Below are 15222 nucleotides of genomic sequence, written 5' to 3' on the forward strand. Positions count from 1 at the left end.
TCAATCCCTCCTCCCGAACCTTATGCGCGGGTCGGCGACCGCGTAAAGGATATCCGCAAGGAATATACCCACGAGCGTAAGAAAAGTGGAAAGTACGCCTACCCCCATTATCACAGGATAATCGTAGTTCATTATCGCCTCGTACCCCAGCCTCCCCATCCCGGGCCACGCGAATATGGATTCGAATATAAAGCTCCCGGAAACAAGCGCCGGCAGTGTTAGTCCCATCACGGTTATCACAGGTAAGAGCGCGTTCCTTAAGGCGTGCACGAAAATGACCCGGTTCTCACTGAGTCCCTTTGCCCTGGCCGCCAGGATATACGGCTCCCGCATGACCTCTATAACGCTGGCCCGGGTGTACCTGGAAAGTGAGGCCAGCGAACCGAAAGCCGTGGCGGTCACGGGAAGCACCATATGCCAGACAAGGTCCCTTAAACGGGCGGCACCACCAAGATACTCGGCGTACCATGGGGTCATACCGGATATCGGGAACCACCTGAGGTCCACTCCGAAAAAAAGGATAAGTATGAGCGCGAGCCAGAACGTGGGCATGGCATAACCGATGAACATCAGTAGAGTGGCCGTCCGGTCGAACCCACCGCCTTTACGGACCGCGCTTATCACCCCTACAGGCACGGCTATCAGAAAGATGATGACAAGGCTCGTGAACTGGAGGAGTAGTGTCGCCGGTATCCTTTCGGCTATCTTCTCCTTTACCGGACGTCCATCAATAAGCGATCCCCCGAAATCAAAAAGAACGAACCGCTTCATCCATAATACATATTGCTCAAGAACAGGCTTATCAAGATCGAACATCCTGTTGAAATCATCCCTGGCTTCCCCGGATATCTCCGGGTTAAGCCCGTATCTTATGCTGGCGGGATCTCCGGGGGCCACATGCATAACGATGAACAGTATGAATGATATGCCTAAGAGCATAGGCACTATCATTAGACATCTTTTGAGCAAATATTTTCCCATGATCAGAACGCGTATTTCACTTTGTTATCATCCACATACCACTCCACGAAATTATAACTTATTCCCGCGGGTTCCGGACGTATCCCGTTGAACCTGGAGTTGATGGCAGGTTCAGCGTAAGGATAAAAAAGGAAAGTATACGGCGCGGCATCGTGTATACGGGAATGTATGGCCCGGTATATCTCCCCTCTTCTGGCCGGGTCGAACTCCCTCCTGCCCTCTTCTATCAACCTATCCACCTCCGGATCGGAGTATGATATCAGGTTAAGCCCGTTCTCTCCAGCCGATGATGAATGCCATACCGCGTAAGGGTCCGGGTCCGCGGGGAGGGTCCAGCCTAAAAGCACCGCCTGGAACTTGCCGCCCTTCACGAACTGGTCCAGGAATGCCGCCCAGGCCACCACCTGTATATCGGTCTTTATCCCTATAGCGGCCCAATCCGACTGTATCATGGTAGCCACATCCTCACGTACCTGGTTGCCCTGATTTGTGATAAGTCTTACATGGAACTCCATGCCGTCCTTTTCAAGCACACCATCGTTGTCCACATCCGCCCACCCGGCATTCATGAGCAAACGCTTAGCTTTATCCGGGTCGTATACATATTCCTCCACGTTATCGTCATAATACGCGGTGCCCTTGATGAAGGGCCCGTCACAACGCTCACCCTGGCCCAGGAGGACCGAATCGATGATATTCCCGCGGTTTATGGCAAGACTCAGGGCGATACGTACGTTCCTGTCAGAAAAGAGGGGATCCCTGAGATTATATCCGACATACGTGTATGCATGGGCCAGATATTTATATTTATTGATCCTCCGTTTGAAACTATCACCGCCAGAGCGGTATACGTACTGATAAGGGTTGAGGTCCATGGAATCTATACTTTCGGTGATCAGCTCAAGGAACTGTACCGATTCATCCGGTATTATCCTGTAGACATATCTTTTTATCCCGGGGCATCCCCCGAAGTATTCCGTATTAGCCTCGAGTAATATATACTCGCCCGTCCTCCACCTGATGAACTTGTACGGTCCTGTCCCTATAGGGTCCCTGGCATGGGGCGATGACCTCATATCGCCCACTTCGGAAAATATATGCTCGGGGATTATCCCCATACCCAGTTTAAGTAACGCTGGAGCGTATGGAGCGGCATACTCGAACGTTATGGTACGGCTATCTTCCACTTTTATGCTCTTTATATCCTTGTATGCTCCCGTATAAGGGCACCCTGTCGCGGGGTCCAAGATGGTCTCGAACGTGAACTTGACGTCATTCGCCGAAAAAGGCCTGCCATCGTGCCATTTCACGCCATCACGCAACTTGAATGTTATGGAAAGACCGTCCGCCGACACCACCCAGCTCTCCGCCAGGTCCGGGACTACCGTAAGGTCCTTATCGACCTTTGTCAGGCCGTTATATACCATACCGCATATCGAGCTGGACGCCACATCGTCCGCCAGAAAAGGGATCAGTATGCGCGCGTCCCCCGTGCCTGCCGAAACATAAGCATCCCGCGGTGTACGTGAAGCAGTCGCGGCATCGGCATAAAAGAACGGTAACATCAATAAAAAAAAGACCGTTACCCCTGCAAGGGATAACGGTCCTTTTAGCAAAACACAGTTCTTCAAGTGACCTCTCACATAAAAATAGCGGTTGGATCCCCTATTTGACCTCAACATTGCTCTCGGCCGGCATACCTTCCTCGTATCCGCCCGACTGCTCCTGAACGGTCGTGACAACCTCCGTCGCGGCCTCCTGGGCCTTTTGCCCGGCAGAGTCGTCGCCCGCGGGCACTTCCGTGGACACCGGCATTACCGTCCGATCCACACGCGCCGTGTCAAAAAGCGACTTTCCACTACGCGCGGTGACCATACCAAGCGCCAGCGACGTAATGATGAAAAGAATAGCGCACACTTCCGTAGCCTTCTTAAGCATTTCGGGTGCCTGGGTCCCAAGAATGGACTGTGCCATCTCCCCTCCGCCTAATGCTTCCGTAAGTCCACCGCCGCGTCCCGCCTGCAGCAAGATCGTGGCTATGAGCACTATACATACTATAACATGGACAATAACCAGCAGTATGAACATATCAACCTTTTCCTTTATTTTTGAGAATACAGTTTCGATGTGGTCTTTACCATATCGAGGAAGCTCTCCGCTTTCAGGCTTGCCCCACCTATGAGCCCGCCGTCTATATCCTTTTCCTGCATGAGTTTCTCAACATTATCCGGTTTTACGCTGCCACCGTAAAGCACCCGTATGCTGTCCGAAAGAGCCTCGGAATACATCTCGGACAATAAACAGCGTATCATGGCGTGAACTTCCTGTGCCTGTTCCGGAGTCGCCGTTCTCCCCGTACCGATAGCCCACACGGGCTCGTACGCGATTATCAAAGTATCTATGTAAGCTTCACTGAAACCTTTCAGCCCTCCAGTGACCTGGGTCCGGACCACTTCCATGGTCTTGCCGGCCTCTCTTTCCTCCAGGGTCTCGCCTACACACATTATCGGGATAAGCCCGCCATCTATGGCGGACTTGACCTTCAGGTTAACCGTCTCGTCCGTTTCCCCGAAATATTTACGCCTCTCGGAATGCCCGATTATCACGTATTTACATCCGACACTCTTCAGCATATGAACGGACACCTCACCGGTGAACGCGCCTTCTTTTTCCCAATAACAATTCTGTCCCCCGACACCTACATTGCTATCACTCAGCATTTCCCCTACTTCTCCCAGGTCAACGGAAGGCGGGCAAACCACCATTTCCACATTATCCACGTCGTAGGCCCCTCGCTTTATAGCGTTCGCCAGCTCAACGGCCTCGTTGACATCTTTATACATCTTCCAGTTACCGGCTATTATCGGTTTGCGCATGTCCTTCCTTTCACTTTTAGAGAATATTCCCTTATCCTACGGGGATCACTTGTCCTGGAGTACCGCTATCCCCGGCAATTCCTTGCCTTCAAGATACTCCAGAGAGGCGCCTCCGCCGGTCGACATATGCGACATCTTATTCCCCAGCTTGAGGGCGTTCACGGCCGCGGCGGTATCCCCGCCCCCGATAACGGTGGTCGCGTCCAAGCCGGCGATGAATGTCGCCAGTTCTTTCGTCCCCTTCATGAAGGGTTTCATCTCAAAGAGCCCCATAGGCCCGTTCCATACTATGGTCTTTGAATCCTTAAGCACGGATTTATACTTCTTGATGGTATCAGGCCCTATGTCCAAGCCTATCCACCCATCCGGGATATGTTCCTTTACGGTCTTCCTTTTCGCCGTCTCGCTCACTTCCTGCGCGACCACATGGTCCTGGGGCAGGAAGATGCTCACCTTTTTCTGGCTGGCTTTCTCGAATATCTTGTTCACGGTATCGACCATGTCGTTCTCCACCCTTGAGGCCCCGATCCCCTTAAGTCTTGATCTGAGGAATGTATAGGCCATAGCCCCACCGATAAGCAGGTATTCAACCTTATCAAGCATGTTCTCGATGACCGGGATCTTATCCGCCACTTTCGCCCCGCCAAGTATCAGGCAGAAAGGCTTCTCCGGATGTTTGGTGACCTTTTCGAAATATTCTATCTCTTTCTGTACGAGGAAACCCGCCACCGCCGGAAGAAATTCAGCTACACCCGCGGTTGACGAATGTGCCCTATGACACGTGCCAAAAGCGTCATTAACGAACACATCCCCCAGGGAAGCCAGTTGCTTTGAGAATTCCGGGTCGTTCTTGGTCTCCTCTTTATGGAACCTCAGGTTCTCCAGGAGGACAACATCCCCTTCATTCATGGCATTGACCGTCCTAAGAACCTCGTCCCCGACACAATCGTTCAGTTTTTTCACCGTCTTGCCGAGAAGCTCGGACAATCTGGCGGCAACCGGGTCAAGAGAGAATTCCGGTTTGACCTCGCCCTTAGGTCTGCCGAGATGGCTCATAAGCACCAGTTTACCGCCTTCTTTCAGGATGTACTCGATCGAAGGCATGGCAGCCTTTATCCTGCTGTCATCGGTTATGTTCCTCTTGTCATCCAAGGGAACATTGAAATCGGCACGCATAAGAACCCTTTTACCCTTTATCTCGACATCCGTGAGCGTCTTTTTCATTACATACCTCCATATGTTATTGAGGACGGGCACCTCCCACCGGAAGGTCCGTCCTCAATATATCCCGAAGAACTAACAATCAGCAATATCACTTCGCGAGTTTTGCGACCAGATCCACGACCCGGTTGGAGTAACCCCATTCGTTATCGTACCAACCTATGACCTTCAACAGGTTGTCACCCATCGTCATGGTCGAAAGCGCGTCAAATATACAGGAATGCGGGTTACCGATTATATCAAATGACACTATCGGGTCCGTCGTATATTCCAATATACCCTTCAGCTCGCCTTCGGCCGCTTTTTTCATAGCGGCGTTCACTTCTTCCACGGTAGCGTTCTTTTCAAGCTCGACCACCAGGTCCACTACGGAACCGTCTTTTACGGGAACTCTCATGGCTCCGCCGTTAAGCTTGCCCTTAAGTTCCGGCATTACCACCCCTACCGCCTTAGCCGCGCCGGTAGTGGTCGGTATGATACTTTCACATGCCGCGCGCGCTCTCCTGAGATCCTTGTGGGGCAGGTCCAATATGCTCTGGTCATTGGTGTACGCGTGCACAGTGGTCATAAGCCCCCTCTTGATACCAAAGGTCTTATGGAGCACTTTCACCATCGGGGCGAGACAATTGGTCGTACATGACGCGTTGGATACTATCTTGTCCTCGGCCTTGAGATCGGCGTCATTCACCCCAAGCACTATAGTGTTGTCTATCTGGTCCTTTGACGGTACTGTCAAGAGCACCTTCTTGGCGCCCGCCTTGATATGCAGGTCAAGCTGTTCCTTGGCCCGGAATACACCAGTGGACTCGACAACTACCTGTACGCCCCTGGCTCCCCACGGAAGCTCGGCGGGGTTCTTAATGCTGAGTATCTCTATTTCCTTGCCGTTAACCACTATGGATTTCTCTTTCGCCTCGACCGTTCCCTTGAACTTGCCGTGGACGGAATCATACTTCAAGAGGTGCGCGAGCGTTTTGGCGTCCGTAAGGTCGTTTATCGCTACGACATCGAACCCGCCGCGTTCCTGCATTATCCTGAAGACCATTCTGCCTATCCTACCAAACCCATTGATACCTACTTTTACTGCCATTTTTTCCTCCTTGATATTGATATTAAGAAAAGGACCTCTTTAATTTTGAATGGGTATTATATCCTCTTATCGCTATTTCTTCAACATCTTTTTGGCGTGATCCGGGAAAAAGTGCCCCCTCCCGATCAGGCAGGAGGTTCTTCGGCGGAAAGACCCGGACCAACCCCCCGCAGAGATAGAAAAACGAAAAGGACCCACATTACAAGGACCGACATCGCGCCGGACCCCAGGCTCTTCATAAATCGGTCTGCTTGCAGAGCATAGAGCAGAAAGGCTATAATAAATACGATATCGGCAACACGTTCTACCTTTTCCGGCATCTTACCCCGGACGGTGTTGAATGCCAACACGGGAAATACCATCGAGGCCAGGAGATGCGTCTGCACCACAGGAAAAAGCAATATCATGCATAAAAGCATGACAGCATACTCAACCGATGTGCTTTCCCTGCTGGAACGCTTCCTGCCCATCACGACCGCGCTGAAAGATACCAGCAGGATCATCAGTGATATGAACTTTGTAGCGACCTCGACCTGATAAGGTGGAAGCTTGACCGGGAACGGTATCTTATGCTTTATGTTGTTCCCCACCCATTCATCTATATCCTCTATATCGGCTTTCGGGTCGTAATAATAATCGGTAAGATACCGGGCCAACACGGCCGAAAGCGACTGGTTGCTCAGCTTGCACAATGACTCGAAATGCGTATAATTATCTTCCAGTCTTTTCGCGGGTGGCCTCGCGTATGGGGCCATTTTCATCCGGGCCCAGTCCCCCATCTCCGAGCGGAACCTGTCCACCCCCATGCAAGCGACAGGGACCGCGAACACAAAGAGAAAAATACCGATAAGCGCGCCGGCTATTATCCTTACCTTCCCCTTGAACGTAAAATACAGCAGGAGGAACAATGGATATATCTTTATCACGCCGGCAGCGGCGATGATGATGCCCGCCCAGAGATCCCGGTGTTTTTCATGCGCGTAAAGGGAAAGCACTATCAGGAAATATATCATGAAATCCACCTGTGCCAGGGATATGTTATCCAAAAGCGCGCTGAATATGAACAGAACGGATATTATGTTCAGGATAAGGCTCCGGCGCGAAAAAATACCTCGCCAGTCGAACGTACCGGAGACCAGACGTACGGTAATAAGAAAAGACATAATAAAAAATGAAAGACCCAGTAGATACCAGACCAGTGACGCGACCCTTAAGGATAAAAGCGTAAGCGGCGATACCAGTATGGCGAACAGCGGCAGGTAAAGATACGGGGAAACGGTAGTGCTGAACACCTCAGCCCTGTAGACAGTAACGCCTTCGCGCATAAATTTGCCGGCGGTATAATATGTATCCAGGTCATTAGACCCGGATACGGTCCTCATATCGTGATATACGCCAAACCCCACCAATACGCATACCACCAGCACCACAAATACTTTTTTAGTGATCCTTACTTTCACTTTTTCCCGCCTAATATCACGTCTTCGGCGTCCCGCAACCCACGCATGAACGATACCGCGTCCATGGGCTTTTTGCCCTCCAGCTGGACACTGCCTATCCTCACTCCACCCTGGGACGTGTTAACGATGAGCTCGTCCCCGACTATAAGCTTCCCTGCCGGACCGGGAGGCATATCACCACACTCCCGGGCCTCGAGTATTTTAAGGGTCCTTCCATTCATATATGTATACGTGCCGGGCCACGGGTAGAAAGCCCTTACCATGCGGCAGATCTCTTCGGCGCTCCTGGTCCAGTCTATTTCGCCATCCGCCCTTTTCAACCTGGGGGCGTATGTTACTTTTGCGTCGTCCTGCGGGGACATCTGTTCGGTCCCCGCGGCTATCTTGTCCAGGGCACTGACAAGAAGCTCCGCCCCGCTCGTAGAAAGTCGCGTCAAAAGCTCCCCGGCGTTCTCTCCCGGCCGTATCTCCAAGCATGACTGCAGAATGATATCCCCGGCATCCATGCGCTCGTTCATACGGATAACGGTATTACCGGATATGGGGTCTCCTTTTAATATGGTATAGTTCACAGGCGAGGCTCCCCTGTGCCTCGGGAGGAGCGAAGGATGCAGATTAACGCAATATTTACCAGGAAGGGACAGAATACCGCTTGTGAGTATCTGCCCGTAATCGACCACGACGAAAACATCCGCCTCCAGGGTCCTCAGGGTATCAATAAACGCGGGGTCTGACACTTTTTCCGGCTGGAACACGTCCATACCAGGCAATATCTTACCGGCCACAGCCTTGACCGGTGACGGTTCCATGTTCCATCCCCGGCCCTTTTTTTTATCCGGTTGCGTAACAACGGCCACCAGCTCATGGGAGGTCGTAACTATCCTTTTAAGCGAAACTATACTATAACTTCCGGTACCGAAGAATATTATCTTCATATCACGCTTCCTTTTTCGGGGTGAACGCCGTGAGCAGACCATCCACCGACGAGATCACCTCTTCCACACTTATGCTGTCCATACATGGCACCGGGTTCTTTCCCGAGCATAACCGCCGCATATCCTCGTCAAATCCCTCATTATCATGGCATGGACCACAATCATGGCCCTTTCTTATCATATTATAGACCCCGGGGCCTATGGGACCCGTAAACAACGGATTGGACGGACCGAAAAGGACCGTCAGGGGAACGCCAAGCGCTCTCGCGAAATGCGCCACTCCCGTGTCCGCGCACAGAACACCGCAAGAGCTCCCGATCATGGCTATGACCTCAAAGATCGGCCGGCCTACGGCTTTGCCGACCATTTCCCGCCTAAGACACATCTTTACCATCTTGTCTATCTCATCCCTTTCGTTCTCCCGGCCTGTGATCACCACCTTACGCCCTACGGAGGTCAGATGGTCAATAACAGACACATACCTGTCGTGCGCCCATCCACGGTACGGCAAGAACTCCGTACATCCCGGATGTATGATAAAATATTCCCCGGGCTGGGTATCATACGCCCCCAATATACCCGACAGGCGTGACCGTACCTCCTCAGGCACAAAAAGGTCCATCTTGTGGTCCTCTTCGGTGATCCCGCAACCTAAGGCCTTTTCGACAAGACGCAGGTTGTTCTCTATAAGATGCCTGCCCGTATCTTTTTTTATGCCGTCGTACAGGACCTCATCGAACACATGCCCGAGAAAACCGTATTTTCTGGAAGACTTACCCGCTATACCTACGACAAATGACCTGTGTTCCTTGTTCGTATCCAGCATAAAACAACGCGTATACGGCCTTCCCGCCAGTGAGCGGGCAAGGATCGGCCGCCTGAACCACTTTTCGATCTTATGGAATTTCCTGTATTCACATATTTCATTCACATACGGGTTACCGTTAAGAACGAACATAGACCCGGTGATGGTAAGCACATCTATGACAACCCCGGGGATAACGTTCTTGATCTTACGTATCATTGGCGTCACCATAAGGACGTCACCTATATTACCAATCTTTGTCACAAGTACTCGTTCAGCCATATCCCGTTCTTCTCCCGATACGCGTTCTTTACAATGACATGGGATCGATATCAACGCTTACGATCACATCCGTCTTTTTTCTCGTACCCGCGAACACTTCCCTCAATTTTCGCGTAAGGTCCTCCCTGCTCTCCCCACGCAAAAGAATATTCCACCTGTAATAGCCCCTGAGCTTCAGCATAGGCGCCGGAGCGGGCCCCAGCATATCAACATCCGGCATCTTACGCCTTATCATGCAGCTTATGTCTCCCGCGGCTTTTTCGGCTTTTTCCTCTTTCCGGGCCCTTACCATGATCTTGGCGATATGTACTACCGGCGGCAGCATAAGCTCCCGCCTAGACTCCATTTCCCGCGCGTAGAAACCATGGTAATCATGTTTAGCCGAGAAAGCTATCGCGTAATGCTCGGGCGTGAACGTCTGCACTACGACCTCACCCCCCATGTCGCCTCTGCCCGCGCGGCCAGCCACCTGGGTAATAAGATCGAACGTCCTTTCTCCCGACCTGAAATCCGGGAGATTAAGGTTAGCGTCGGCGGACACAACTCCTACCATGGTCACCTTGGGGAAATCCAGCCCCTTGGCGATCATCTGCGTCCCGACTATAACGTCGATCTTGTGTTCCTTGAAATCACCAAGAAGCCTGTCATGTGCTCCTCTTTTGGCCATCGTATCGCTATCCATACGCGCTATCCGCGCCTCCGGTATTATCCTGCGCAGCTCCTTTTCGACCTTTTGCGTACCGGTACCCTTGTAAGAAAGCTCATCCTTCCCGCAGGAAGGACATTTAGTCGGCGGCACTATGCGGGTATTGCAATAATGACATATCAGCTCACCCTTTTCCGCGTGGTACACCATAGGGGAATCGCACTTTCTGCATTTTACGGATCCTCCACAACCGGGACACAGCACAAAAGTAGAAAAACCCCTTCTATTAAGGAATATAAGCGCCTGCTTCCTGTCATGTACGTCTTTCTGCAGGACGTCCGACATCACCTTTGATATCACCGTCTTCCCCACACGCGTATCGAAATCCATCCTCATATCCACTATCTTTATGCGAGGGAGCTCCTGCTCTTTTATGCGCTGGGTAAGCTCAACAAGCTTGCATTTCCCGTTCATCGCCATATAGTACGATTCCAGCGACGGAGTAGCGCTGCCCAATATGACCGGGGCCCCTGAAAGCCGGCCTCTCTCTATCGCGACATCCCTGGCATGATACCTGGGAGCGTCCTCCTGTTTATAGCTGGGTTCATGTTCCTCATCCACGATGAAAAGTCCCGGGTCTTTTATGGGGCTGAAAATAGCGGAACGTGGGCCCACCACTACTCTCGCCTCTCCTTTTTTTATTCTCTCCCATTCCTCGAAACGCGCGCTTTCAAGCATGCGGGAGTGGAGGACCGCCACTTTGTCCCCGAACCTGGAAACGAAACGTTCTACCGTCTGAGGAGTAAGTGATATCTCCGGGACGAGCATGACCCCGCTCTTTCCCATCGACAATACATCCTCCATAGCCTGAAGATATATTTCGGTCTTGCCGCTTCCCGTGATACCATGCAGGAGGAACACCTCGTGGGCCCCTTTAGCCAGGCACTTCCTTATTTCCCGAAGCACACTGGCCTGTTCAGTATTCGGCGTGTGGGGCCGGGAGGACGCCACATCCCGTGGTTCCTCTTTTATCCGTGAACGCATGGTCATCTTGCCGCGCCTTATCGTGCCCGGCAGCATAGCCTCTATGGCTTCGCCCATGGAACAAAAATAATTATCCCTTATCCATCCCGCGAGCGCTATAAGTTCGCGGGACAACACGGGCTGTTCGTCTATCACATCGATCACCTCCCGAGGTGATTCCACCTGCGGGGCATCTTCCAACGCTACGATATATCCCGTCTTCTGGTAGTTCCGGAACGGCACCTTCACCCTTTTGCCTAATTCCGGCGGAAAACTTTCTTTCCCGGTGATCTTGTATTGGAACGTCCGATCCAACGGAAGCTTTATTACGACCTCAACATATCCTGGCATGGGCATTTTTCTTCCTGGCACATAATAACGGTACGGATCACTTTTTCTGGTCTGGAACGACAAGCCCCAGTTCTTTAGCGATCATTTTCATGTCTTCCCATACGTCCTTTTTTCCATGGGAATTGCGCAATAAATACGCCGGATGGTAGGTAGGCATAAGTTTTATACCTTTATAATAGTAGAACTTGCCCCTTAACTTGCTTATGGGCATATCAGTATTCAACAACGTCTGCGCCGAGAACTTTCCCAAAGCACATATGACCCGGGGCTTTATGATCTGTATCTGTTTCACCAGATAAGGGCTGCAGGTAGCGATCTCCGTGGGCATGGGGTTCCTGTTCCCGGGCGGCCGGCATTTCAATATGTTGGCTATATAAACATCCTCTCTTTTCAGCCCTATGGATCCTATTATCTTAGTTAGGAGTTGTCCGGCGCGCCCTACGAAAGGCCGGCCCTGTTCATCCTCATCGGCGCCGGGCGCCTCACCTATGAACATCAATTCCGCCGTTTCCGATCCTTCGCCGAACACGGTATTCCTACGCATGGCTTCCAGATGACATTTTACGCATGATGCGACCTTTTCAGTAAGGCCGTTCAACCCGATAACCTCTTTTTCAAGCCCAATGGACAATAATTCATTCACGCCGGCCAGGCTCTCGGCTTCGATACGCTGCTCAATACCGTTCAAGAGCTCGTCTATGCCTTTCTTTTTAGCCATTATCCGATCCTCCTTTATTATAAGGGCTTTCCTTCCCCCAGCTCAGTACGATATCAGCTATCTTTTTCGCGGCGTTCGGACGCCTTAACGACTCCAGCGCCGCTTTATGCGCGTCGTAGACATCCATGGAAAGCAACATCCTGTTCGCCAGCTCCGGGATATCTTTTATCCTATGGGCCTTTTCCGCCGCGCCTCCCGAGACCAGGAACGCCTCGTTCCATGTCTCCTGCCCCGGGATCGACCCGAAAAGTATCATCGGAAGTCTCGAATTGAGCGCTTCCGTGACACTTATCCCCCCAGCCTTGGTTATCATTATATCCGACACGGCCATGAGTTCAGCCACTTTGTCCGTGAACCCGAAAAGTTTAAGAGGATATTGCAGGCTGTGTCTTATCCTGTTTATGTTATCAAAGGCCGCTTTATTATGCCCACATACCGCTATTACCTGGATATCGGCCTTGCACCGATTAAGTTCCATAAGCATTTCGACCATAGGCCCCACGCCAAAACCCCCGCTCATGAGGAATATGGTCCTGCGTTCCTGGTCAAGCCCGCTATCCGCGCTTATGGCGGCTTTGTCAAGATCCCGGTCGAACACACCTTCTGTCGGTATCCCGGTAGAGAATATCCGGGCCCTGTCCACACCGCGTTTGACCATCTCCTCTCCCGCGGAGACCGCCCCCACGAAAAACACGTCTATATCCGGGGATAACCAATAACTATGCGGGCCGTAATCCGTTACCACCACGAACATCTGGCTGTTCAGCCCGGACTTGCGCAAAAGACCGGCTATGCTGGGAAGGAGAAAATGTGTGGAAACTATCACATCGGGATCTTTCTTCTTGAGCGCGGAAGCGAGACCCGGAAGGCTTTTGTAATCAAGCATGTTCCTGAGTTTTTTCGTTATAAGGTCAACGAACGGCAAGTTGGAGAAATAGTACAATATGCCCCACAGCCATTTAGCCCGGGACATCATAAAAACATACGCGTCAAGATAAAGGAACCTGTACAGCTTGTTGGCATAGTCGTTAACGTCTATCAGATCGATATTTTCCGTCGGTATCCTTTCCTTGAAGGCGTCCACAAGAGCAAGCGCCGCCTTCTTGTGCCCCAGTCCCGCGGTCGAATAAAGAACGACTATTTTTTTATTCTGTCCCATGAGTCCCCCCGGCTATCTTACTATCGTTCAATATGAATTTCACGGCCGCCAAAAGATCAGCGCAGATATGGTCCGGCTTGTATTTCCACGCGTCTATATCACCGCGCACTGACTTGCCGGAAAGGACAAGTATAGTACGCATACCGGCAGCCCTTCCAGCCTGTATATCCCTCTCAGTATCTCCTATATAGAACATACCGCTAATATCACCAATATCCAGGTCCTTTTCGGCCTGAACGAAAAGACCACTCTTCGGTTTACGGCAGGAACAATTCTCCTCTTTCAAATGGGTACAATAATATATCCCGTCAATCGTTCCTCCGGAAGCACGAATGACCTCCGACATCTTCTCCGAGACCGCGAGGAGGTCCCTCTTCGTCATGTATCCTTTTCCCACCCCCTGCTGGTTGGATACGATCACCGCCCCGTATCCGGCCTCCGCCAGCATCCTCATAGCTTCAAGGACCCCCGGCAGAACATCGAACTCATCCCACCTGGTCACATACCCGCGTTTTGTCCAGCCTCCAGGGTCGCGGTTTATAACCCCGTCCCTGTCTATAAAAACGAATTTCTTAAGCATTTTTTCCCTTTATCAGGCTCATGCACGCGTCAAAAACATCCCCCGGCTCCAACGCTAAAAGACATTCCTGCCCGGAAACACATTCCGGCAACCGGAAATTCTTATAGCAGGGCCGGCAATCCACGTTGCGCGCGGTCATGACCTTATGATGCCCGCTTTGCGGGAATGGGCCATATATTTTCTCGTCCACGGGCCCGAATATGGACACCGTAGCCGTACCCGCCGCCACCGCCATATGGAGAGGCCCTCCGTCGTTGCATAGCACCAGATCACAACTGGCCAGAAGGGACGCGTAGTCCCTGAGCTCCAGCGCGTTGTCCACGGCTAAAGGAATGGACCTCATCAGACCGGCAAGATAAAAACATAATCCGGCCTCCGCCCTGTCACCCAGGATGATGATATCGCACCCTTCCGCGGCCAGCATATCGGCGACGATCGCGAACTCCTTAGGCGGCCAGCGTTTCCTTGCCGCCTGGGCCCCCCAGCTGGCCCCGCCTCCGGGAATAACGGCTACGAGCGGCCCTTTTCCCCGGCCCTTTTCAACAAGATATTCCTCCGCGCCCTTGAGCGCTTCTTCATCAGGAACGATCCGCGTTACATTCTCCGAAGGCGTTATCCCCATAAGCCCAAGTATATCCAGGTAGTGTTCGGTCACGTGTTTGTCCTTGAACCCCTCTATCGTGATCTTCCGGGTAAGGAACAGTCCTCTTTTTCTATAATCCAGTCCCAATCTCTCCTTTATACCCGACAAAAAGAACAGGAACCCGAATTTCCGCGACATGGTGAGATCTATCACGACATCATAACGTCCGGTCTTTATTTCACGCATAAGCCCGGCGACCTCGGAAAAAAAAGCTTTCTTGGACCTTTGCCACAGGGAGACATAATCATCCTTCTCATACACTATCACCTTATCCACCCCCGGCACCATTTTGACCATGTCTTTTACCCTTTTATTACAAAGGTAATCCACGCTCACTCCCGGCATGTTCTTTTTTATGTTAGCCACCAGCGGGGTAGAGAAAAGCACATCGCCTATACCAAAGATATTGGCGATCAACACTTTCTTTTTGTTTTTACCATCCATATACAACC

Annotated in this window: 14 protein-coding genes; all 14 read right to left on the bottom strand. The window is 51.6% G+C overall.

The window, feature by feature from the left end; all coding sequences use genetic code 11:
- The 14 genes from PHH49_04070 to PHH49_04135 all read right to left on the bottom strand — a co-directional run bounded on the left by PHH49_04070 (position 1) and on the right by PHH49_04135 (position 15214).
- Complete coding sequence (locus PHH49_04070) at positions 1-981, bottom strand: ABC transporter permease (protein MDD5488125.1); 981 nt, start codon at positions 979-981, stop codon at positions 1-3.
- Between the two features lie 2 nt (positions 982-983).
- Complete coding sequence (locus PHH49_04075) at positions 984-2546, bottom strand: peptide-binding protein (protein ID MDD5488126.1); 1563 nt, start codon at positions 2544-2546, stop codon at positions 984-986.
- 100 nt (positions 2547-2646) lie between these two features.
- Positions 2647-3069: a preprotein translocase subunit SecG gene (gene secG / locus PHH49_04080; GenBank protein ID MDD5488127.1), complete on the bottom strand. Its 423-nt coding sequence runs from the start codon at positions 3067-3069 to the stop codon at positions 2647-2649.
- A gap of 14 nt (positions 3070-3083) precedes the next feature.
- The gene (gene tpiA / locus PHH49_04085; GenBank protein MDD5488128.1) at positions 3084-3857 is read right to left on the bottom strand and encodes a triose-phosphate isomerase; all 774 of its coding nucleotides are present in this window, start codon (positions 3855-3857) and stop codon (positions 3084-3086) included.
- A gap of 45 nt (positions 3858-3902) precedes the next feature.
- Positions 3903-5081 carry a phosphoglycerate kinase gene (locus PHH49_04090; protein ID MDD5488129.1) on the bottom strand — a complete coding sequence of 393 codons (1179 nt, stop codon included), beginning with the start codon at positions 5079-5081 and terminating at the stop codon, positions 3903-3905.
- An 88-nt stretch (positions 5082-5169) separates the two neighbouring features.
- Positions 5170-6168: a type I glyceraldehyde-3-phosphate dehydrogenase gene (gene gap / locus PHH49_04095; GenBank protein ID MDD5488130.1), complete on the bottom strand. Its 999-nt coding sequence runs from the start codon at positions 6166-6168 to the stop codon at positions 5170-5172.
- A 125-nt stretch (positions 6169-6293) separates the two neighbouring features.
- A complete protein-coding gene (locus PHH49_04100) occupies positions 6294-7628 on the bottom strand; it encodes a glycosyltransferase family 87 protein (protein MDD5488131.1) in 1335 nt (444 codons plus the stop codon).
- Positions 7625-8563, bottom strand: a complete 939-nt coding sequence (gene fmt, locus PHH49_04105) for a methionyl-tRNA formyltransferase (protein MDD5488132.1) — start codon at positions 8561-8563, stop codon at positions 7625-7627. The genes PHH49_04100 and fmt overlap by 4 nt, the downstream gene beginning before the upstream one ends.
- A 1-nt stretch (position 8564) precedes the next feature.
- Complete coding sequence (locus PHH49_04110) at positions 8565-9650, bottom strand: glycosyltransferase family 9 protein (GenBank protein ID MDD5488133.1); 1086 nt, start codon at positions 9648-9650, stop codon at positions 8565-8567.
- Between the two features lie 28 nt (positions 9651-9678).
- Positions 9679-11676, bottom strand: a complete 1998-nt coding sequence (gene priA / locus PHH49_04115) for a primosomal protein N' (protein ID MDD5488134.1) — start codon at positions 11674-11676, stop codon at positions 9679-9681.
- A gap of 31 nt (positions 11677-11707) precedes the next feature.
- The gene (locus PHH49_04120; protein MDD5488135.1) at positions 11708-12388 is read right to left on the bottom strand and encodes a uracil-DNA glycosylase; all 681 of its coding nucleotides are present in this window, start codon (positions 12386-12388) and stop codon (positions 11708-11710) included.
- Positions 12381-13547 (bottom strand): glycosyltransferase, encoded by a 1167-nt coding sequence (locus tag PHH49_04125; GenBank protein ID MDD5488136.1) that lies wholly within the window; start codon positions 13545-13547, stop codon positions 12381-12383. The genes PHH49_04120 and PHH49_04125 overlap by 8 nt, the downstream gene beginning before the upstream one ends.
- Positions 13534-14127, bottom strand: coding sequence for an HAD-IIIA family hydrolase (locus tag PHH49_04130; GenBank protein MDD5488137.1), 594 nt, complete (start codon positions 14125-14127; stop codon positions 13534-13536). Before PHH49_04130 ends, PHH49_04125 begins: the two co-directional genes overlap by 14 nt.
- A complete protein-coding gene (locus tag PHH49_04135; GenBank protein MDD5488138.1) occupies positions 14120-15214 on the bottom strand; it encodes a glycosyltransferase family 9 protein in 1095 nt (364 codons plus the stop codon). Before PHH49_04135 ends, PHH49_04130 begins: the two co-directional genes overlap by 8 nt.
- Between the last annotated feature and the right edge of the window lie 8 nt (positions 15215-15222).

It is taken from the genome of Candidatus Omnitrophota bacterium (assembly GCA_028715965.1).
Taxonomy (GTDB): Bacteria; Omnitrophota; Gorgyraeia; order Tantalellales; family Tantalellaceae; genus JAQUQS01.